The 22,720-nt window shown below is 46.2% G+C and carries 17 protein-coding genes and 1 CRISPR repeat array; of the genes, 15 read left to right on the forward strand and 2 right to left on the reverse strand.

All coding sequences use genetic code 11. The annotated features are described in order from the left end of the window. Positions 1-948 precede the first annotated feature (948 nt). The 8 genes from cas3 to AC50X8_RS16705 all read left to right on the forward strand — a co-directional run bounded on the left by cas3 (position 949) and on the right by AC50X8_RS16705 (position 10,670). Positions 949-3,309: a CRISPR-associated helicase Cas3' gene (gene cas3 / locus AC50X8_RS16670; protein WP_494880491.1), complete on the forward strand. Its 2,361-nt coding sequence runs from the start codon at positions 949-951 to the stop codon at positions 3,307-3,309. Positions 3,310-3,325: 16 nt separating this feature from the next. After that, complete coding sequence (gene cas5c / locus AC50X8_RS16675) at positions 3,326-4,000, forward strand: type I-C CRISPR-associated protein Cas5c (protein ID WP_494862141.1); 675 nt, start codon at positions 3,326-3,328, stop codon at positions 3,998-4,000. Continuing rightward, a complete protein-coding gene (gene cas8c, locus AC50X8_RS16680) occupies positions 3,997-5,901 on the forward strand; it encodes a type I-C CRISPR-associated protein Cas8c/Csd1 (RefSeq protein ID WP_056042046.1) in 1,905 nt (634 codons plus the stop codon). Before cas5c ends, cas8c begins: the two co-directional genes overlap by 4 nt. A 57-nt stretch (positions 5,902-5,958) precedes the next feature. Next, positions 5,959-6,873 (forward strand): type I-C CRISPR-associated protein Cas7/Csd2, encoded by a 915-nt coding sequence (cas7c, locus tag AC50X8_RS16685; RefSeq protein ID WP_056042045.1) that lies wholly within the window; start codon positions 5,959-5,961, stop codon positions 6,871-6,873. Positions 6,874-6,894: 21 nt separating this feature from the next. After that, entirely contained in the window at positions 6,895-7,611 is a 717-nt protein-coding gene (gene cas4 / locus AC50X8_RS16690) for a CRISPR-associated protein Cas4 (protein WP_056042043.1), read from the forward strand. A 23-nt stretch (positions 7,612-7,634) separates the two neighbouring features. Then, positions 7,635-8,663: a type I-C CRISPR-associated endonuclease Cas1c gene (gene cas1c, locus AC50X8_RS16695; protein WP_056042041.1), complete on the forward strand. Its 1,029-nt coding sequence runs from the start codon at positions 7,635-7,637 to the stop codon at positions 8,661-8,663. Positions 8,664-8,675: 12 nt separating this feature from the next. Then, complete coding sequence (cas2, locus tag AC50X8_RS16700; RefSeq protein WP_056042040.1) at positions 8,676-8,969, forward strand: CRISPR-associated endonuclease Cas2; 294 nt, start codon at positions 8,676-8,678, stop codon at positions 8,967-8,969. 262 nt (positions 8,970-9,231) lie between these two features. After that, positions 9,232-10,196: a CRISPR direct-repeat array (repeat unit 32 nt; unit sequence GTCGCTCTCCGTACGAGAGCGTGGATTGAAAC). A gap of 186 nt (positions 10,197-10,382) precedes the next feature. Then, on the forward strand, positions 10,383-10,670 hold the full coding sequence (locus AC50X8_RS16705) for a hypothetical protein (protein WP_155973525.1): 288 nt from the start codon (positions 10,383-10,385) through the stop codon (positions 10,668-10,670). Positions 10,671-10,849: 179 nt separating this feature from the next. On the opposite strand, the gene AC50X8_RS16710 is transcribed toward AC50X8_RS16705, so the two are convergent. Then, positions 10,850-12,844 (reverse strand): DUF4832 domain-containing protein, encoded by a 1,995-nt coding sequence (locus AC50X8_RS16710; RefSeq protein WP_494880494.1) that lies wholly within the window; start codon positions 12,842-12,844, stop codon positions 10,850-10,852. 667 nt (positions 12,845-13,511) lie between these two features. Between AC50X8_RS16710 and AC50X8_RS16715 the strand changes: the two genes are divergently transcribed. The 6 genes from AC50X8_RS16715 (at position 13,512) to AC50X8_RS16740 (ending at position 20,799) form a co-directional block, all read left to right on the forward strand. Next, on the forward strand, positions 13,512-14,612 hold the full coding sequence (locus AC50X8_RS16715; protein ID WP_494880499.1) for a Gfo/Idh/MocA family protein: 1,101 nt from the start codon (positions 13,512-13,514) through the stop codon (positions 14,610-14,612). Between the two features lie 11 nt (positions 14,613-14,623). Continuing rightward, positions 14,624-15,514, forward strand: coding sequence for a carbohydrate ABC transporter permease (locus AC50X8_RS16720; protein ID WP_494880501.1), 891 nt, complete (start codon positions 14,624-14,626; stop codon positions 15,512-15,514). Positions 15,515-15,524: 10 nt separating this feature from the next. Continuing rightward, on the forward strand, positions 15,525-16,367 hold the full coding sequence (locus AC50X8_RS16725; RefSeq protein WP_494880503.1) for a carbohydrate ABC transporter permease: 843 nt from the start codon (positions 15,525-15,527) through the stop codon (positions 16,365-16,367). A 58-nt stretch (positions 16,368-16,425) separates the two neighbouring features. After that, on the forward strand, positions 16,426-17,790 hold the full coding sequence (locus AC50X8_RS16730) for an ABC transporter substrate-binding protein (protein WP_494862131.1): 1,365 nt from the start codon (positions 16,426-16,428) through the stop codon (positions 17,788-17,790). 239 nt (positions 17,791-18,029) lie between these two features. Then, a complete protein-coding gene (locus AC50X8_RS16735) occupies positions 18,030-19,535 on the forward strand; it encodes a right-handed parallel beta-helix repeat-containing protein (protein ID WP_494880767.1) in 1,506 nt (501 codons plus the stop codon). A gap of 223 nt (positions 19,536-19,758) precedes the next feature. Further along, the gene (locus tag AC50X8_RS16740; protein ID WP_494880505.1) at positions 19,759-20,799 is read left to right on the forward strand and encodes a LacI family DNA-binding transcriptional regulator; all 1,041 of its coding nucleotides are present in this window, start codon (positions 19,759-19,761) and stop codon (positions 20,797-20,799) included. 115 nt (positions 20,800-20,914) lie between these two features. On the opposite strand, the gene AC50X8_RS16745 is transcribed toward AC50X8_RS16740, so the two are convergent. Beyond that, positions 20,915-21,820, reverse strand: coding sequence for a helix-turn-helix transcriptional regulator (locus tag AC50X8_RS16745; RefSeq protein WP_494880507.1), 906 nt, complete (start codon positions 21,818-21,820; stop codon positions 20,915-20,917). Between the two features lie 172 nt (positions 21,821-21,992). On the opposite strand from AC50X8_RS16745, the gene AC50X8_RS16750 reads away from it, so the two are divergent. Continuing rightward, positions 21,993-22,634 (forward strand): carbohydrate-binding family 9-like protein, encoded by a 642-nt coding sequence (locus tag AC50X8_RS16750; protein WP_494880509.1) that lies wholly within the window; start codon positions 21,993-21,995, stop codon positions 22,632-22,634. Positions 22,635-22,720: the final 86 nt, after the last annotated feature.

Raw genomic sequence — 22,720 nt, forward strand, 5'->3', positions numbered from 1 at the left:
TTTTAAAGGCTTGATCATAATGTTTCTTTGTCACTTCGTTCACCTCGAATTTGGATAGGTCTATTTTATCCGATTCTCGGTTCTACGTGTCTACTTTTTAGTCTAACAACAATCTATTTAGCAAGTATCGTCGCTCTCCGTGCGAGAGCGTGGATTGAAACATTTACGCCACCACATATAAGCGGCTACACCGATAGGTCGCTCTCCGTGCGAGAGCGTGGATTGAAACGGAAGGAACCAGTTGGTATATGAAGGTAAGTTCTGGTCGCTCTCCGTATGAAAGTTTTGGAAATTTTCAGGCATCTCTTAAAATGATTGAACTATAAGGCTGGTCTCCATTTGACAACTTATTTTAAAAGTCGTACAACTGCATGGATGCCCTGATAAACTGTTACATCTATATAGTGGTTTGATGTTTTTTTCATGGTTCCCTATTTTAAAAATTTTGTATGTAGTCTAAGTTTGTTTTTATTCATTGCATAGGAATAACCTCTTCGTCTTTTTCATAATAATGTTTAAGGCTTGATTTCGAGGGGGCGATTATATGCAAGCGTTTACTTGTACTAACGACAGAAAGATCGACGATAGAATTTCACGGCTGAGGTACAAGTACTCCCGAATATTCAGCATTGGATTTTGGACAATCAGATTTTTTTAGCCAAAAAGGCCGTAATCCGCCAGATAAGAGCTCTGTGGATTACGGCCTTTATTTAAACAAAATTGAAGTTTTGGGGTTACGTTGGACAATAGGGAGTTAGCATCATGAATGTAAGAGAGGTTATGCTCCCCTCACGGGGAGCGCCAAACGGAATCTTTAAAATAGGGTTTCAATCCACATCCTTTAATTGATCCAGGATGACTTTTAAAATAGTATTTTAGGTAAAAAATGTCTTTACAACCAATAGGTTACCTCGTACACTTATGGAAAGCAATGGTATATAGGTCTCAGTGAAAAATGTCGAGGTGATTCTTCTGTACTATGCGCATCGAACAAAATCAGATGATAAAGCAACGTGGCAGCTGCTTATAGTTCATCTTCAAGAGGTAGCAGAGCTAGCTGGACATTTTGCGGCCGCTTTTGGTGCAAGAGATTGGGGGAAAGCAGCTGGAATCCTACATGATTTAGGCAAGTATTCGAAGAAATTTCAACTTAGGCTGGATGATTCTCAAATAGCCGTGGATCACGCAACAGCAGGAGCACAGCATATGATGGAACGTGAAAAGGGCGATTACGCCTTGTTGTTGGCTTATATCATAGCAGGGCACCATGCTGGCCTTCCGGATTGCGGTACAGATGCCGGTGAACAGTCGACACTGCTTAATAGGCTAAAAAAAGAGGTGGAGCCTTATCAAGAAGCGGCCTTTAATGAGCTGCCACAGCAGCTCGGCCTAGATAAACTTTCGCTCTCTCTGAAGCCAGGAATATCGCCGGAATTTCAACTCGCTTTTTTCACAAGAATGATTTTCTCTTGTTTAATTGATGCGGACTCGCTTAATTCTGAGGCTTTCTCGAATAAGAAGCAGAGTGCCAAACGAGGAAAAATAGCAGATTTTCCAGAGCTGTTTAAGAAATTTGAAACTTACATACAAGATGAGTTTGGTGATCCTGAGTCATCAATTAATTATAATCGTTCAGAATTGCTAACTCACTGCATAACTAGGGCGCAAAGCCCAAGAGGAATGAAGACACTTACTCTACCTACTGGAAGTGGCAAGACGCTTATTTCCCTCGGATATGCACTTCGTCATGCCATTCACCATACAACTAATGACGATCAGGCTATAAGAAGAATTATTTACGTAATTCCATATACAAGCATTATCGAACAAAATGCGCGAATATTCAGAGAAGTTCTAGGTGATGAAAATGTGCTGGAACATCATTCTAACGTTCAGCATGAGAAGAAACAAGACAACGAGGATGGTAGCATTGATTTGAAAGAGAAGCTTCAACTCGCGGAGGAAAATTGGGATTATCCTATTATTGTAACTACTAATGTGCAGTTTTTTGAATCTTTGTTTGCAAATAAGCGTGGAAGCTGCCGCAAGCTGCATAATTTAGCGAATAGCATCATTATTTTAGATGAAGCGCAACTCATGAATGGCGGTTTGTTCAAACCTTCACTTTATGCTTTGCAGGAGTTAACGCATAACTATGGGGCAACGGTATTGCTGTGTACAGCAACGCAACCGGAAATAGCGAAGCTGTTTCATGGGCCTATTGAATTAGAAGAGTTAACAGATGATGTGCCCTTGAGGTTCGAGCAGTTCAAACGCGTGTGCATAAAGCAAGTCGGAACGTTAAGTTTGAATCAGATCGATGAACAACTTGCTTCTCATAAACAGGTGCTGTGTATTGTGAATACACGTAAAATAGCGCGGGAAATCTATGCACAGTGTCTCAAGCGTAGTAGTGAAGATGTAATGAAAGAGGGAATTTTTCATCTAAGTGCTCGAATGTGTCCGCTCCACCGGACAGATATCCTAGCACTTATACGTGAACGATTAAAAAAAGAAAATCTACCTTGTACCGTTATTAGTACGCAGCTTATTGAGGCTGGTGTAGATATTGATTTTCCTGCGGTATACAGGGAAATAGCAGGTCTGGATTCTATTGCTCAAGCAGCAGGACGCTGTAATCGCAACGGTAAAGCTCCTGTTGGATATACCTATGTTTTTGAAACGGAATATGGATTACCACCGGGGTGGTTCAGCGCAACAGCAGAAGTTACACGTTCTGTATTGGAGAAATACAAAGATGACCCCTTATCTTTGGAGGCAGTGCGGAAATATTTTAACGAGCTGTATTTCTATCAAAGCAGTGGCAAAGTGGATAAAACAGATTCGAAGGGGATATTAGAATTAATAGAGCGGAGGGGTGCTTTGCTGGAGTTTCCGTTTCGAGAAATTGCCCAGCGATTTCAGCTTATTGATACGGCTGCTAAGGCTATAATTGTGCCTTATGAAAGACCGAATGAGAGAGATGAGAAAAAGGATAATGCTTTAGAAGATGGGGTTTATATAGATGAACATGGGAATAAACAGGGAGGGCGGAATAACAGTAAGGCTTGGAAGCTTATTAATCAACTGCCATACGCTTTTCCAATGACTGGAATATTGAGGCAGCTCCAGCCCTATGTTGTTCAGCTTTATCCGGATGAGTTCAATGCATTTCAAAAGGCAGGAGAAATCGAGCAAGTGCGAGATGGGGTCTGGGTACTTAAAAACCCCGCTAAATGGTATGACGATAAACTTGGTGTAATTCCATATTCTCAGCAATTCCATGAGGATGAAATTTATATTTTTTAAGAGAGGAGGGTTTACTATGGGATATGGTATTCGCTTAAGAGTATGGGGAGATTACGCTTGTTTTACAAGACCAGAGATGAAGGCAGAGCGCGTAAGCTATGATGTCATTACTCCTTCGGCAGCACGAGGGATACTGGAAAGTATACATTGGAAGCCTGCCATTCGTTGGGTCATTGATCGTATTCATGTATTGAAGCCCATTCAGTTTGAAACGATTCGCAGAAATGAAGTGGAAGGTGTCATCTCCGCTCGTAATGTTCAACAGGCTATGGATGGCAAACCGATAACGCTTGCGCAAATCGTAACGGAGGAACGGCAGCAGCGTGCTACACTTATGCTAAAACAAGTAGCCTATGTAATAGAGGCCCATTTTGAAATGACGGATGCAGCGGGAACCGAGGATTCTCCGGAGAAGCATTATAATATTTTTCTTCGCAGAGCTCGTAAAGGGCAGTGTTTTCAGCAGCCTTATTTGGGTTGCCGTGAATTTCCAGCGAGTTTCGAACTAGTAGAAGTAGATGAAACCCTCCATTCCTATGCATATACAGATGTAGCAGAGAAGGACCTAGGCTGGATGTTGCGGGACATTGATTTTAACAATGAGATGACCCCGCATTTTTTTCGAGCGAATATGCGTTGCGGCGTGATAGAAGTTCCCAGATCGAAAGGAGGAGGTGAGCTGCTTCTATGATCATTCAAGCTCTATATGAACGTTATGAGCAGCTTGTCAGAAATCCTAAATCGAAGATAAGTCCTATGTATAGCAGCATGGGGAAAATCTCTTTTGTGTTAGTCATTTCAGCTACAGGTGAATTGTTAAATATAGTGGATATGCGTGAAGTGGACGGGAAGAGAAGGAAAGCATCAGCTATAAATATTCCCGAACAAGGCAGCAGAAGCAGCGGCATTAAGCCGTTCTTTCTCTCGGACAAGCCAGAATATTTGTTAGGCTACCATACTATATCGGATGTTGCAAATGCTTCGGCAACAGATGCTAAGAAGGTAGTAGATGCACGTAGAAAGTACGAGGCTTGCGTAGAGCTTCATCATAATATTTTGCAAAATTTGGAGGACAGTGGAGCCAAGGCCATTCTTGCTTTTTTCTCCCATTGGAATATAGAAACAGTACGTGAGCATCCAAAGCTCCAAAATTTTATTGCTGATTTAGATAAAGGGCTGGATTGCAACATGGTATTTCGACTTGATGAAGATGCTGATGGATATCTTCATGAACGTGAAGCGATAAAAACGTGTTGGATTCGTTATATGGAAAGTGAGAAAGCAAGCTCCGAGCTTATCGGGCAATGTCTGATTACGGGTAAAGAGGGGGAGCCGATTGCCCAAACGCATGAAATTAAAATTAAAGGCGTTCGCGGGGCGCAGTCATCTGGAGCGGCGCTTGTTTCCTTCAATGTTGATTCTTTCCTGTCTTACGGAAAAAAACAAAGCTTTAATGCGCCTGTCAGCAAAACTGCGGCTTTCGGCTACACGACAGCTCTGAATCATATGTTGGAATCGGATACGAATACCATTACAGGCATTGGCGATATGACGGTCGTGTTCTGGGCTGGTGCTTCTCCGTTTGGAGAAGATATGGAGAGAATTGTTGTGAATGCTTTTACTCAGAATCGCACTATAGCATTGGAAAATAAAGCAACAGATCAGATTATGGATGTTATAAAGCGCGTTCAGCAAGGAAAAAAACTAACGGAAAATATGTTGTCGATTAAAGAGACACCGTTTTACATTCTTGGACTTTCTCCAAATATGGCAAGAATTTCAGTACGGATGTTCTGGCAAGGACATTTTGGACAAATGTTAGAAAACATAAATGCGCACAGTACAGATATGGACATAGTGGGTTTAAAAGATTACCGGGCTGAGACTCCTTCTATTTACCGTATAATGGAAGAAACTAGGCGTGTAAGCAGCGAAGGCAAAAAGGTAGGGGAAGGTCCGCCGCCTGGACTAGGGGGAGCAGTTCTGCGTGCAATCGTGCAGGGAAACGCTTATCCACACGCACTTTATATGAGCATTGTTAATCGCATTCGTGTGGATGGAATTGTCAATCAGTTGCGTGTCGCCATTATTAAAGCTTACTGGAGCAGATATGCTCGCCTGAATAATAATTTGCAATTAGAGGGGGCTTTATCTGTGAGTATAAATGAAGAAAGTCAAGATGTCGGTTATCGTCTGGGAAGAGTATTTGCTGTGTTGGAGAAGGTGCAGATCGAATCGGTAGGAGATAATAAGTTGAATGCAACCATTAAGGATAAATATTTTGCATCGGCCGCTACTAGACCGCTAGCTGTATTTACTTTTTTATTCAAAAATTTGACTAATCATCATATGAAAAAAATGCGTTCCAATGGGAACGGTGGCTTGGCGGTAACCTACGATATTCTTTACCAGACCATCTTAAAAGGAATATATCCTATCCCAACAACTTTAAATCAACAAGAGCAGGGTTTATTCATTCTTGGTTACTATCATCAAAAACAACAATTGTTTACCAGCAAAAAGCAGTTAGCAGAACCAATATCAATACAAGAAAAAGACCATCAACAGTTATCTAATAGCGAAGAAGCTTAATTGATAATAATCCATCTCTATGTTTTGAAAATACGATTTGAGAGGCGATGATTGAAAATGGCAATTGAACAAGCGGAATTGGAAAAAGTCGGGCAAAATAGTGCGTTAGCTCAAAGATATGATTTCTCCATTTTTTTTGATGTAACAAATGGTAACCCCAATGGTGATCCTGATGCAGGAAATATGCCGCGTACCGATCCAGAGACAGGTCATGGTATTGTGACTGATGTATGTATTAAACGAAAAGTCCGCAATTATATTGAGCTGACTAGGGAAGGGGAAGAAGGCTTTAACATTTATGTGACAGAGGGCGCAGTGCTTAATGAGCAGCAACGCCGCGCATATCGAGCGATTCGACCAGATGATGCTGATACTAAGGAATTGAAACCTAAAAGTCAGGAACAATCACGTCAATTAACACGTTGGATGTGTGATAATTTCTTTGATATTCGTACCTTTGGTGCAGTTATGACAACGAAGGTGAATTGTGGACAGGTGCGTGGGCCGATTCAGTTTACGTTTGCCCGGAGCATTGATCCTATTTTTCCTCAGGAGCTAACAATTACTCGTCAGGCAGTAACGCAAGAAGGAGCTGCTAAAGAAAGAGAAATGGGACGTAAACACATAGTTCCATATGGTCTCTACCGTATGGATGGGTATATTTCGGGTTATTTGGCAGAAAAGACGGGATTTACGAACAATGATTTGGAATTGTTATGGGAAGCTCTGCTTCATATGTTTGAGCATGATCGCTCAGCATCACGGGGACAAATGACGGTTCGAAAACTTGTTGCTTTCCAGCATGAGACAAGGCTTGGTAATGCTCCCGCTCACCAATTGTTGGAACGTGTTGATGCTATTCGTGTGAGAGACCAGAGTCTGCCAGTAGAGCCGATTCGTTCTTTCAAAGAATATGAGATTACGATTAATAGGGATGATTTGCCTGAAGGTATCAAAATACTAGAATGGTAGGCGAATAAGAGGGGGCGGGCAATGGCAAAGAAGTTACTCTATCAGGAAGATGATTTGCTGATGCTATCTGGTGTTCAGCATTATGCGTTCTGCAAGCGTCAGTGGAGTCTTATTCACATCGAGCAGCAGTGGAGCGAAAATGTTCTTACTTACGAAGGTCAACAAATGCACGGCCGGGCGGATGATCCTTACTTTAGTGAAACGCGCGGCGATGTGCTCATCTCAAGGGCTCTGCCACTCGTTTGTTATTCGATTGGGTTTTATGGTAAAGCGGATGTGGTTGAATTCCATGCAGTAGTAAGTTCTAGAAGCAGTAGCATTATAGGAGAAAGAGACGCCATTGCTCTTCCGGGCCGGGAAGGGCTATGGCGTCCTTTTCCGGTAGAGTACAAGCGCGGTAAACCAAAAAGCGGAGATTGGGACGAAGTACAACTATGTGCCCAGGCAATGGCGCTTGAAGAGATGTTCGGTGTCCAACTAACGGAAGGAGCATTGTATTATGGTGAGCGCGGCAGAAGGGTTAGCGTTACCCTAACTGAAGGCTTAAGGCGGCGAGTTTATGCTTTGTTTGAAGAAATGCATGGATTATTTTTAGCAGGATTAACGCTTCCAGCTGTTTATTCCTCCAAATGCAAAAATTGCTCGCTATTGGATATATGCATGCCAGCGATCTTATCCCGAAAATCTAAGCAAAGCAGGGGATATCTCCAGCACTATTTAGACAAGGAGATGGGCTAAACGAAGAAAGGAGGAAGCAGTATATGCGTAAACTGTTAAATACGTTATACATTACTTCACCTAGCAGCTATTTAACACGTGAAGGGGAAAATATAATCGTCAAGGCGGAGGATCGTGATCCTCTTCGAATGCCGATTCATATTTTGGAAAGTATCGTAACTGTGGGGTATGCAGGTGCAAGTCCGTCTTTGATGCAGCTGTGTGCAGAGCGTGGAGTCTCCTTATCGTTTTTACAAGAGAATGGGCAATTTATGGCAAGTGTACATGGGAAGACAACTGGGAATGTGCTGCTTAGACGCAAACAGTATCGGCTGGCTGACGGTGAGGGAGCAGCCATTTATGCGAAGAGGTTTATTTTTGCTAAAATCGCCAATTCAAGAACAGTATTAAATCGGGCTATACGCGATCATGGATCAAATATTGCATCAGATAAAGTGAACAAAGAAGCTGATTTCTTAAAAAGGTATCTAAATAAGGTGTTAACTGTTCCTAGGCTGGATGATATACGAGGCATTGAAGGAGAAGCAGCACGCCGCTATTTTTCGGCATTTAATGAGTTGATTTTGGCAGATAAAGAAAGTTTTTATTTGAGGGGGCGTAATCGTCGACCTCCTCTTGATCGTGTTAATGCGCTATTGTCTTATACATACACCTTGCTTCGATTAGAAGTTCAATCCGCACTCGAAACGGTGGGTCTTGATCCTGCGGCGGGCTTTCTCCATCGTGATCGCCCAGGAAGACCAAGCCTTGCGTTGGATTTAATGGAAGAGTTACGGGCTTATATGGCAGATCGTTTAGTGCTTTCCCTTATCAACCGTAAGCAGATTCAAGCGAATGATTTTACTATTAAAGAAAACGGGGCAGTGTTGCTAAAGCCGGATTTAAAGAAAGAGCTGATTACGGCTTGGCAAAAAAGAAAGCGTGAAGAAATTCGTCACCCATTTTTGGATGAAGTCATTCCAATTGGTCTGCTTCCTTATAGCCAAGCATTGTTATTGGCAAGGACGATTCGAGGAGACTTGGAGGAATATCCTCCATTTCTGTGGAAGTAGGGGGTAAATCCAATGATGATTCTAGTAACGTATGATGTGAATACGACGACGCCCGAAGGCCGAAGACGGCTGCGACAGGTTGCGAAGTGCTGCCTAAATTACGGACAGCGTGTTCAAAACTCTGTTTTTGAATGCATGGTAGACCCTCTGCAATTCAAGCAATTGAAAGATCAGCTATCTAAGGAAATTAATGAAAATACTGATAGCCTGCGCTATTATTTGCTTGGTGCCAACTGGAAGAAGCGTGTGGAGCATGTAGGTGCCAAGGAAGGCTATGATCCTGAAGGGATTTTGATAGTGGATTAGTTGTTAAGATACACTTATTATGAAACGGGAAAAGATTAGGTGTATTGATTTAGAACAATATATTTAAGTCGAAATTACTGAATAAATTTTTGCTGTGCGAACCTTAAGCGCCCATGAATTTCCTAGGAGGTTCGCACACTGTATTTTATATGGCGGGTTGCAATAATAGTATTTATTTTAGCTCATTGATTAGACTGGGTAGATAAGGTTCGCGGAAAATATGTATTTTTCCCGCGCTAGTGAAGGCTTTTCATGGTATGCTGTCGCTCTCCGTACGAGAGCGTGGATTGAAACGCCCTGTAGCGGAGGCGTTCGGCGCGGCAGTCAAAGGTCGCTCTCCGTACGAGAGCGTGGATTGAAACGTAACCTTCGCAGCGGCGCGGACAGCTTGTTTAAGTCGCTCTCCGTACGAGAGCGTGGATTGAAACTCTAGGCGGTGGCCCTTTCCAGCGTGTTAGTCCAGTCGCTCTCCGTACGAGAGCGTGGATTGAAACAGACACGATGGCTTATGTATCCATGGAAGACCTCGTCGCTCTCCGTACGAGAGCGTGGATTGAAACACGCTGATATTATCGCATACCGTAAAAAGCCTGAATGTCGCTCTCCGTACGAGAGCGTGGATTGAAACACGCTGATATTATCGCATACCGTAAAAAGCCTGAAGTCGCTCTCCGTACGAGAGCGTGGATTGAAACCAACTGGATTCTCGTTTGTCATGGACTAAAGAAGGTCGCTCTCCGTACGAGAGCGTGGATTGAAACCGGCAAGGTACTTGCGTTTGAACGATACGCCGAGCGTCGCTCTCCGTACGAGAGCGTGGATTGAAACTTTGTTTTGAATCCGCGTTTTTTAATGCGCCCGCGTCGCTCTCCGTACGAGAGCGTGGATTGAAACTCAGCAAAACGGTCGAGCCTAGGAGCGGAACGCGGGTCGCTCTCCGTACGAGAGCGTGGATTGAAACAGGTTGCGGCTCTGACTCTGGTTCAGGTTCTGGCGTCGCTCTCCGTACGAGAGCGTGGATTGAAACAAATGAGCTGATGGCTATGCTCAATAGGGCCATCGGGTCGCTCTCCGTACGAGAGCGTGGATTGAAACCAGGTTGCATTAACCTGGTCACCGTCTCGGCTGGTCGCTCTCCGTGCGAGAGCGTGGATTGAAACTGCGGGGGTGCGTAATACAGCACTCGGCGGGGCTAGTCGCTCTCCATGCGAGAGCGTGGAATGAAACGCAATTCAATGACTGACCTGATCAGCAGAAATATTTTAATTTAAAAAACTACAATAATTTACAAACGAAAAAAGATGTTTTTAGTCATGAAGACTCATGAATTATTTTGTCATTCAATAGTATACTTAATGTTGAAATATATCCCAATATTTCAAATTTTATATTATTGAAAGGTGTGTTGTGATTTTGAAGAAGAGCAAGTTAGTTTTATTAGGTATGGTTATTATGTTGTGCATGATTTCTGCTATTCCTGTCTCTGCCCAATCGGTAACTAATTCTAACTCCAATGTCATTGCTCCTGCAGCATATTGTCCGTCGTGTACGATGATTGGGCTTCCGTATCCTAAGAAAGATTATTCCCGCTCTGATTTTATTGGTGCAACTATTCAATATAACGGTTATACATACCGTTTCTTGGAAATAGATGATAGCTTGAGCACTTCCACACGTTGGTGGACGGTATGGTATAGATAATTTGATGCCCATTGCTCCTATAGTTTAGAGATCGCTTTCCATGTGGGGGCATAAAGCTTAATAAGAAAGCTTCAATGATGTTGCTTTAATTAGAACCCAATAAACAAAAAAACGGCTGTCGAGCATCCTCGACAGCCGTTTTAACATTCATTACCGCATTTCATTCCTCAATCCATCTACTATTTCGTCACACTACTCAGCTTATAAGCCCCATCAGCGAGCCTGTTCGTATTTGCAAAGTCGACGCCCGGCGCATTCGTTTGCGGGCTGATGATCGCAATGGCGATATCATAGGTTCCCGCAGCAAGTCCGGTGACGGGGATCGAATCGGTAATCGTATAAGTGCCTGTTTTCCACGTGCGCAAATCAACGGTTGTCGTCTTCTTCGCGACGATCGTATTGCCGCTGCGCAGCTGGATTTCGACTGGCCAGCCGAATGGGAAGTGTTGGACACCTTTATTTTCTACCTTGATCGTTGTCGCAAGCGAGCTTCCGGTTATGGCAGCTGGATGCGAAATTTCCTTCACGACAAAATGATAGCCCATCCGTTTTTTCAGGGTGTCTATATTGCTTTGCAGCGTATTGCCTACGGCGAGCGAAGCGGGCGAGTTGGGACCGAGCCAGCTTGGCTTGCTCAGCTCCGTCTGGCGTTGCGTTTCCGTAAAGCCGCTGCCCGTAGTGAGCGCGGCAGTCATGCCGGACGCTCCGCCATAAAATTCCCCGCCAGAAATGCGCGTCTCCCAAAAGTTAGCGTGCGCAGGCTGCTGCTGGCCGATGTCGTCCCAGTAGCCATTTTGCGTGCCGGTATACCAGCCCCAATCCGCATCGAAGCTGTCTTTATGTCCGAACACATCGTTAAACATGCCCATTACCATGCCTTTATTGTTCGTTTTGGCAAGCGCAATGCTGCGTCTGATCAGCACCTGCATTTTGTCCTCTTTGCCGGCGAAGGCATCAATATAATGCTGCACATATTGATTCGAAATCGCATTTGGTGGGAAAGCGCCCGTGTAATTGGCTTCGCCATTTGGCCCTACATAAGGCCATGTGTGAAATTCCGCCCAATGGCCAATCGAGCCAATTTGCACAAAAGCGACCGGACGTTCATTTGTATTATACCGGGCGGCGATCGCTTCAATAGCGAGCTTATGCCGCTCTATTAAATAAGCAGAGCTGTAGTTGGGCGAAAAGCCCATATTGTTGCCGGTGCCCATTCCGCCTGTCGTATCGTTATAAGCGGTGCCTGGAGATTGGCCGAGGGCGACCATCTCATTATAAAGCCAATCGGGAATATCCCGGTGCGCTGCGCCAGTTGGGCTGTCTAGAATAAACCGCAGCACAACTTTTACGCCTAGGCTGTTCCAATGAGCAAAATTGTTCGTCGCTTCAATGGCAGCGAAATTATACGTTCCCTTCGTCGATTCAAGCTCCTTCCAAGTTACCCCAGCATAAACGAGCTTGTGCTGCTGGGGGTAGCCAGTCGTTTTAGCCGATGGAGCCCAGCCTTTAAACGGGTTATTAAGCGGGCTGTCGAGCTCAACCGGGTATGCGACCGTTGTCGCTCCGCCAGGGTCGCTGGGTCCGCCGCTGGAAGTAAGCAAATAAGAGGGCAGCGTCTGGCTTGCCGCAGGCAGCCGCGAGGTTGTGGAGTTGTTATCGATATAGCCAGCTTGAATGGTGCTGCCAGCGCTGATCTGTAAAGTGGCCAGAGGTATGGCGACTTCAATAACGGTTGAGCTGCGGAAAAATTGGGAGGAGGAGAGGGTGGTAGTGGCATTCCAGCTCCAGTTGCTGCCGGTTCCTGCATAGCGGTATAACCCGGCATTTTCCAGCAGCCATTCGATGCCAGTAGCGCCCCAGCCTGATGCCTGATAGCCCGTTGCGGTATTGTTGTCGATATTCAGCCAAAAGCTGCCCGTTGCCGTGCTTAAGCCTGAGCCTTGAATGAGCAAATAAAGATTTGTTCCATCGTTTGTCATTTTGAAGCTTTGAGCGGCTCCCGTACCTGTAGCGAGCGCGTTAATGCTGCTCCAATCGCTTACATTGCCATCGACCGTAATGGTAGCGGCTTGTGCTCCCGGAACGGTGCCAATCGGTTGAAAGATCGCGAAGATGAGCGCAAATATCAAAAATAAATGAACCAATAGCTTTTTGTTGCCGGCTGCTTTAAACATGGTAAACCTCCTTGGGTATAGGGTTGTCCCGTTAGGACCTTCAAGCGAACGAATGGCCGTCTATCCTTCCATTTTACAGGTAAATCACCTCCCTTCAGCAGAAAAGCGGCTTGTCCAAAGCTTGTCCAAATCTGCCTTTAATTTGTTACCTTCATGAGAGCATTGTAAGCGGGATCATCTAGATGATGGATTTTTAAAATTGAAAATTTGCGGCAAATAATTCGAGGGATTTTCATGATGCAGAAGTCGGTTATATGTTGCATTATAGGCGATACGAACATACAGAACAAGAGAAAATTTCCAATTCCCACATGAAATTTGCCTAAATATAAAGCAGTTGACAAACTTCAATTCCATGTAATAATCTATATCAAATGAAATAAATTTGCGGCAAATACTTAACGGGATGAAAAGAGAGGTGTGACAAACAGTATCTTGTAAGCGTTTTATAACTATGAAAAACTGATGAAAACTCAGTTAATTCAAGGTTTTTAGCGAATATCAATTTATTTGCCGCAAATATAGCGAAAAATTAGCCAAAAATTAATTGACAACATAGGCGAACTGTTTTACTATCGTAACAGAAGCAAAACTTTGTTAGATAACCTAACATGAGACGCGGTGAATAACGAATACCGCTAAATTAATGACAACGGAGTGTGTAGACATGGGGAACATTAGAATGGCTTTTATCGGTGTCGGCGATATGGGGTCGCATCATTGCATCGGTTTTGATTTGCTTCCGGATAGTGATGTTCGTTATATCTGTGATATGAACGAAGCTAACGTAGCGCGTACCGTTGCTGAGCTTAAGAACAGCAGCCCGGTTATTGTGACGGATTACCGTGAGCTGCTTCATAAAGAGGATTTGGATGCGGTCGTCATTAGCGTTCCGAACTATTTGCACCGCGAGGTCGCCGTTGCTTTTCTGGAGGCAGGCAAGCATGTGTTTCTGGAGAAGCCGGTTGCCCACACGATTGAAGATTGCGATGCCATTATTGAAGCAGCGGAAAAATCCGGTCGCATTTTGCAAATCGGACTCGTTTACCGTTATTCCAACTTGTACCGCCGGATGGCCAAGGAGCTGGAAAATGGGCGTCTGGGCGATGTGAAGCTAATGTGGTGCAAGGAGTTCCGTGATCCATTCCCGCCAACCGAATGGTTTTATGACAAGTCGAAGTCGGGTGGTGCGATCGTCGAGAAGGATTGCCACCACTTTGATATTTTCAACTGGATGATTCAGGCGAATCCGGTACGCGTATTTGCTTCCGGCGGCCAGCATGTGATGAAGCAAGGACAAGAGAACATCATTACCAATTCCTACAGCCATTATCCAGCGAAAAATATTTCCGATACGTCGATCGTCGATCACGCCTTTATTACGATTGATTATGACAACGGCAGCAAGGCGAACCTCGGCCTTTGCATGTATTTGAAGCCAAGAAACTTGCTTGGCGAAGGACTTGAAATCGGCTTAATTGGCGACAATGGCGGACAGATGGTTGCGCGCAATGACAAGACGATTGATATCGTCGGCGGCGAGGATTGGACGAAGGATCATCTCGACATTGACGTTACGTCGGATTCGATTATGGGCGGCCATACAGGCGGCCAAACGCAGCGTATCGATTTCCTGAAATGTGTAAGGGAAGGCAAGCAGCCGTTTGCGACGGCGCAGGTTGGACGTAATGCGCTGCTGATCGCGCTCGCTGCCGAAAAATCTATTGTAGAAGAACGGTATGTCTATCTAGAAGAAATTACTGGCTAAGGGGTGTCATGATGAATAGCTTGCGAAAATATGACACATTGCTGTTTTTCCTGTTTATTATGCCGTGGATCATTGGTTTTACGATCTTCTTCCTAATTCCATTCGGCACCTCGGTGTTTTACGCCTTTACGGATGCGAAGCTGCCGGGCGCGGTCAATTATAACTTTGTCGGATTCGATAACTTTATTCATATGATCGATGATCCGATTTTTCTGAAAAGCTTGCTCAACACGATGTATTTCGTCGTTTTCGGTGTGCCGATCGTAACGGCAGGCATGCTGGTGCTGGCGATGCTGCTTAATTTTAATGTGAAGGGCATTGCCTTGTTCCGTACCTTCTATTACTTGCCTACGCTTGTGCCGATTGTGGCAACCGTCATTATTTGGCGGCTTGTCTTCAATGCGGAATTCGGCATCTTGAATTTGGGGCTAGGCCTGCTCGGCTTCGACAAAATCGATTGGATCGGCGGCGAGCATACGATTAAGCCGGTTATCATTTTGCTGCAAGTGTGGATTTCGGGAAGCGGAGTGCTGATCTTTCTGGCGGCGCTCAAAAACGTGCCGAGGCATTTGTATGAAGCGGCTGAAATCGACGGGGCGGCTGGTGTTCGCAAATTTTTATCCATCACGCTGCCGATGATCAGCCCTTCGATTTTGTTCGTTATCATTATTCAAACGATGTACAACTTTCAAATGTTTACAGAAGCGCTGCTGCTCTCCAAGGGCGGTCCGAACTACGCAGCTTATACATTTGTCTACAATATTTACAAATCGGCCTTTACCGACTTGAAGTTCAGCATGGCGATGTCACAATCGATTTTCTTATTTGCGCTGATCTCGCTCGTCACCTTTGTGCTGATGAAAATATCGAATCGCTTCGTGTATTACGAAGGAGAGAGATAGGGGGATCTATATGAATGGCGGGCAAAAAAGCAGCATTACAGCGATGGTCTCCAAATATGTATTGCTGCTCGTAGCGTTGGTGTTATTTGTAGGGCCTCTCGTGTGGTTGCTCTCGACCATGATGAAGACGAAGGCGGAGACGTACAAGGTGCCGCCGACTATTTTTCCGGAACATATGAACTTTGAGGCGTTTGAGCGATTGTTTGCCGTCCAGCCCATGATGTGGCAGTGGATTCAAAACTCCTTTGCGATTTCGTTTTTCGTCGCTTTGGGCGCTGTCGTTTCCAGCTCCATTGTGGCTTATGGATTTTCACGTTTTGCGACGAAATACCGGGATAAGCTTTTTCCGATCGTGCTGCTGACGCTGATGATTCCGCCCTCTATTATGATGATTCCATCGTATGTGCTGTTTGCGAAGCTGGGGTGGATCGATACGTGGCTGCCGCTGATCGTTCCGGCTTGGCTCGGAGGCGCTTATTACATTTTTTTATTCCGGCAATTTTTTCTGACGATTCCGCAGGAGCTTGATGAAGCGACTTATCTCGATGGCGGCAATCGCTGGACCGTATATGCAAGAGTCATTATGCCGCTCTCCAAGCCGATTATTATTACGACGATCATATTCGCTTTCGTCAACTCTTGGCTCGATTTTCTCGGACCGTTTCTGTATATCAAAAATAATGAGCTGTTCACGCTGAGTGTTGGCCTGCAGCTGCTGATTGGACAAACAAGCCAGGACTTCCCGGCGCTTGCTGCTGGTGCTTTCATAAGCATCATTCCAATTGGGCTGCTTTATTTCTTCGCACAACGCTACATTGTGGAAGGGGTGGTGCTGACGGGCTCCAAAGGGTAATGGCGCGGTCTGTTTCTGGTTTTCTTGCTTTCTACATGACGTAAAAGGGGAACTGTATATGAAAACGAAGAGCAAATGGAAGTTGAGTGTAGGTACTACGTTGTTGGCTGCGTCTATTCTTGTAACGGGCTGTGGAGGCGGCAATGCAGGCGGACAGACGAATACGGCGAATCCAGCAAGTGCCGGCGGCAATTCCAGCGCGCCAGCTGAAGAGGCTGTAACGATTACCTATTCCCAGTGGGGAACGGCCGAGGAGCTTCAGCGCACACAGGAATTGCTAAATAAGTTCATGACGGCTAATCCGAGCATTACGGTCAAGCTGGAAGGCAAAGACTGGGGCAGCTACTGGGACGGACTGACGGCGAATGCCGCTGGCGGTACGCTTCCAGACGTATTCAAAACCAGCTATGCTTATGTAGAGAAATATGCGGAGCTGGGCATTTTTAAAGAGCTGGACGGCTTGCTCGCCGACAATAAATTTGATTTGAACAATGTGGATCCGAGCTTGCTGGGTCTTCATAAGTATCAGGGCAAGCAGGTGTCGCTGCCCATTGATGCGAACGTTATCGTATGGTACTACAATAAAGCGTTGTTCTCTGATGAAAAAACAAACCCGCTGAAGGCACCGATGCCATCGCTTGAGCCAACTTGGGATGAAATTACCGATATCGCAACGAAGCTGACGTTTGATAAAAACGGCAAAAACGCAGGCGAAGCAGGCTTTGATGGCAAAAACATCGTGCAATGGGGCCTTTCGATTTCCCCAGGCTCGACGATGGACTGGTTCCTGGAGCCTGAGCTGTGGTCGAATGGCGGCAAGCTCGTCAATGATGACGGAACGCTTGCGCTAGATACGCCAGAATCGATTGAAGTGCTGCAATATTTTATTGATTTGACGAAAAATAAAAAGATCAACACAACGCCTGCGCAAATCGAAGGGCTTGGCGGCCAAGTCAACCTTGCGATTACAACAGGCAAGGTTGCAATGAATCCTGGCGGCAGCTGGAATACGGCCAACTATAAAGAAGCGGGCATCGATTACGGCATCTCTTATTTGCCGAAATTCAAGACGAACCAAACGGTTGTCCAGCCAGCAGGCATGGCAATCAGCGCTAATACGAAGCATGAAGCGGCAGCTTACAAGCTGTTGGCATGGCTTGCGGGCCCAGAAGGGCAGACGGAGCTGGCGAAGCAAGGGTATTCGATTCCGGCTAATAAAGCGGCTTCGGACGCTTATATCGAAACGATGGGCGAAGCGAACAAAATCTTCCTTGACGCCCAGCAATACGGCATCGTATCGCCGTTCACGGCGAAGAAAACCGATCTCGTATGGACGTATGGCGAGCAATCGCTTAAGCTTCCACTTGCGGGCGAAGGCGACCTAATGGCGGCGATTAAGGAATTGACTTCCAAAGTAAACTAAGACGAAAAATAACAGCAGCATTGGAACCGAGCTTAAGGTTCCGAGCTGCTGTTGTTTTGTGTTTGTGTAAGGTACGGCCTATAGAATACCGATATAATAGAAAAGGTAGCCACGGGGCCATCTATCTGGCAAAATAAGCAGAGGTCTACAGCATACTGGCTGCCGCGTAAGTGGAGCATACCTCAAGGAGAGGATCGTTCGCCATGAAAATGAATAAATATGTAACAGCCATGCTCGGCATGGCGGCATTTACCTTGCTTGTCATCGGTGTTTCGGGACCGGACGTTTCGGCGGAGGGAGCCGAATATTATGTCGCAACGACGGGCAATGATTCCAATACCGGTACGATAACCGCGCCATGGAAAACGCTGCAGCATGCAGCTGATGCGGTGCCAGTTGGAAGCACAGTTTACGTTCGGGGCGGCGTGTACAACCAGAAGCTGAACATAACCCGTTCCGGCTCGGCTGCGGCAGGGCCAATCATCTTCACGAATTACGCAGAAGAGGTGGCTGTTATTGACGGCACGGGTCTGGCGGCGAGTGGTGCGGAAGGGCTCGTTAGCTTGACCGATGTCAGCCATGTGACTATTAAAGGCTTGGAAATCCGCAATTTTACAAGCACTTCGAAAAATGAGGTGCCAATAGGCATCTATGTAAGCGGAGCTGGAAGCTATATCGGCTTGCTGGACAATAAAGTTCATGCAATTAAAAATACGGTGACGCCGACAGGCAGCGGCTTGCAAGGCCGTGATGCTCATGGCATTGCCGTATATGGGACGAAGTCGCCGGCCTCGCTTAACCATCTGACGATCGACGGAAATGAGCTGTACAATCTGGTGCTCGGCTCCAGCGAATCGCTTGTGCTCAATGGCAATGTGGATACGTTCGAAGTGACGAATAATCTGATCCATGACAATGACAATATCGGCATCGACCTGATCGGCTTTGAGGGAACCGCCCCGAATGCAGCCTATGATCAGGTGCGCAACGGTCTAGTTAAGGGCAACCGGGTCTATAACATTACGTCCAATAACAACCCTTCTTACGGCAAGAAGCTGCCAAACAACAGCAATGCAGCTGACGGCATTTATGTCGATGGCGGCAAAGACAGCATCATTGAGCAAAACTACAGCTATAACAACGATATTGGCATCGAAATTGCTTCCGAGCATAAAGGCAAATCAACGAGCCATATTACCGTTCGCAGCAATATCATTTACAACAACCGTCTTACCGGTATTGCAATGGGCGGCTACGATAAGCAGCGGGGCTCCACGACAGATAGTAAAATCGTCAACAATACGCTGTACAAAAACGATACGCTCGGCGATGGCAGCGGCCAGCTTTACGTTCAATTCGATACGAAAAATAACATTATTAAAAACAACATTATGGTGGCCAGCTCGTCAGGCGTCCTCATCTATAACGAATATACGCAAAACTCCGGCAATATCGTCGATTACAATTTGTATTTCACGGCAGGCGGTAGCTCGGATGCCTACTGGGTTTGGAAAAATGTCGAGTATGACGGCTACGCTGCATACAAAGCCAATTCCGGCAACGATTCGCATTCCTTATTTGTTGATCCTAAGTTCGTAAATGTCTCATTGAATGATTTCCATCTGCAAGCGACGTCCCCAGCTATTGATGCTGGCGATACAGATGCCGCAATTATCGGTTTACTGGATATGGATGGCCAGCCGCGTGTACAAGGGGCGGCCGTTAATATTGGTGCAGACGAGTAACGGAAGAACTTAAGCAGGCAAACGGTTAAAAAGACGCAAAAAAACGCCAGGGAAAGCAAGCTTCCCTGGCGTTTTTTTGCTGTTAAGAAGCGGCGATTTCCTTGACTTCCCCGGGGCTGGACTATAAAATTATATTTGCCGCAAATTTTTGTTGGTCAAATAAAATTTGCCCCAATTATAGTCGGGCTTATATCTATTGCTTGGGAGAAGAGAGGAATCAGGAATGGCTAAACTGAAAGATATAGCGGATCGCGTTGGCGTATCCATCTCGACGGTTTCACGCGTAATGAAAAACGATGCCAATCGCTCTGTTAGCGACGAGACCCGTAAAAAAATTTGGGAAACCGCCGAGCAGCTTGGCTATCGCACGCTTCGACCGGCAAAGAAGAAAAAGGCAGAAGCCAAAACAGCCTATAGAATTGGCTGCGTAGTCGCAATCCCTCAAAACAAATACAACAACCCGTATTTTTCCGTCATATTGGAAGGGATAGAGAAGGAGCTTGCCGCCTCGGGCATGCGCCTCGAATTCGTATACAGCATTGAGAAGGAAACCGATACCGAGCAGCTGCAAGCGCTGGTGAAGGAGCATCAAATCGACGGCATGCTCGTCGTAGAGCGCATTGATCCTGAAGCGTACCGCTGGATTAAAGCGAATGTGCGGGCGGTCGTCGGCGTCGATATAGCTGATCGGGAGGTTCCCGTGGTCAGCTATGACCGGGAGGCGGCTGCGAAGGAAGCTGTGAACCATCTTATCGCGCAGGGCCATCGCCATATCGCCTATATTGGCGGCTCGGAATACAAGGACGACTTTCGTGCGGAAAAACGTTTTCTCGGGTATCAAAGCGCCTTGAAGGAAGCGGGCTTGCCGATTGACGATGAATGGGTCATTAATGTCAAATGGGATGTGGCGCTCAGCTACGAGCTGACGAAGCAGGCTTTTGCGAACAATGCGCAGCGGCCGACGGCTATTTTTGCCGCCAGTGACATGATGGCTATTGCGGCGATGCGCGCCGCGACGGAGCGCGAGCTGAAAATTCCCGATGACATTGCATTTTTTGGCGTCGATAACATTGAAATATCCGAATTTACTTCGCCGCCGCTTTCGACCATTCATGTGCCCAAGCTGGAGATGGGCATGTTCGCGGTCAAGCTGCTGATCGATTATTTGGAAAATCACTATGAGATCGCTGTCAAAATGGTCATTCCTTATCGCTGCCTGCTCCGCCATTCCACCAGCAGCAAGCTTACACATGTAACCCCATAACACGGCTTCATCTGCCCCAATAGTCAAGCATAAGGGGAACGCAATAGCAGCAATGAGAGGACTTCTGATGTAAATCAGGCGTCCTTTTTTTGTTTGCTTGTTACCGGGCTGCGGCTTATAAAATATTTGACAGCTTGCGGTATTCGCGCGGCGAGATGCCTTCATGGCGGCGGAAAATACGGCTGAAATAATGGATATCGGGATAACCAACGCTTTCGCCGATGCTTTCAATCGACAGCCCGGATTCACGCAGCAGCCTTCTCGCTTCCCGGTGGCGGATCGATTGGACGAATTCGCTCGGCGGCATTCCCGCCATTTGCTTAAACAGCTTCGCCATATGGTCGACGCTCAAATTCAGCCGTTTCGCAAGGCTCGTATTCGTCCACCGCTCCGCGGGTGCTTCTTCAATTTGCTTCATGACCTCCAGCAGCTTGTCCCCATGGACAGAACCCTGCGCAACGGAGCTTGAAAGGGAGGAGCGCAGCAGATGGGTGAGAATTTGCAGCATATACGCTTTGCAGACGAGCTCATAGCCGGGCGGGCGCATCGTAAACTCGTGCACGAGCTGCTCCATAAGCTGGACGCATACGAGTGAAGGCGTATAGACGATGCTTGCCGATAAAGGAGCGAGCTGCTCTGCGCAAGCCTCCACCGCGAATTTATCTGCCTGAGCCTCCTCTGTATAGACGACCATATCCGCCTCGGTCTGAACGTCCAGCTCATCGAAAAAATCAAAGTGAATACCGAGAAACCTCGCTTCAGGAGTCGATATAATCTCATTTTGGTGATAGACGCCCGAGGGCAAAAAAATAAGCTGGCCCGCTGTAAGCGTGTAGCGCTGCCCTTGCATATGCGTCGCTGCTTCTCCATGGGTCACATACAGCAGCTCAAAATCATACAGCCTTCGCCTCGGCATAGCCCCCGGCGGCAGGCTTTGAAATTGAGCGTAATGGACGCTTGGCGACCATTCCCGAAAAGGAGCTATCCTTTGCAGTGGGTAGTGTGCAGCTAGGTTGTCCACAGAGTCAACCGCCTTTCCTATATTTGCATGTGCAACAAAACGGATTTGTGCAAATAATCTCTTTTTCGACTAAATAAAAATCTGATTAAATCGGCTATTATAAATGTATTATCACATGTTTGCTAAAGGGTTTCAACATAACGGATTTTGCTAAAAAAGGAGCATGAAGCTGATGGATTCCGCTATAGCTGCCATTGGCGGCAGCTACATTTGCAAGCGGCTTGAGCCCGCTGTGTCTGGCGCTTCATCCGCCTCGCTGGATTGGGGACGTTGTGAGGCGTTGGAGCTGGTAGATACAGTAACGGGCGCGCCGCCACGGGAGCGGACAGAGGTAAGGATAGGCTGGAGTTCGGAGCAATTGCATATCCGTTTCGCATGCAAGGATTCGCATATCGTTTCAGATTTTACGCAGCGGGATGAGCCGCTTTATGAGCAGGATGTAGTCGAGGTGTTTATTGACGAGGAGGGGGAGGGCCGGCGTTATATGGAGCTGGAGGTTAGCCCTCATAACGTCGTATTTGATGCCATCATCGAAAATGACGGCTCAGGCGGCATCAGCTCCTCTGATCTAAAATGGCAATTTTCCCGCCTCCAGACGTCCGTACATTCAGACGGTCAAGGCAGCTTATTGTATTACATTGATATTCCAGCCTCCAATTTCAAGCGTCCATTCGCCCCTGGTTTATCGATGCGGATCAATCTATACCGCATTGATCAAGATGTTCAGGGTATACGCGAGTATCAAGCATGGCGACCTACGCGAGCAGTAAATTTCCATCTGCCGCAGCATTTCGGTAGGCTCATTTTTAATTAAAATTTCTTGAAAAGGTGGGTGAACAAGGCAAGCGGAGTAGAAGGTTTGGATTTGAGAAGCGGAGCGTTCGTAGGCAATAACGATCG

The organism is Paenibacillus sp. JT22N15, from assembly GCF_059383755.1.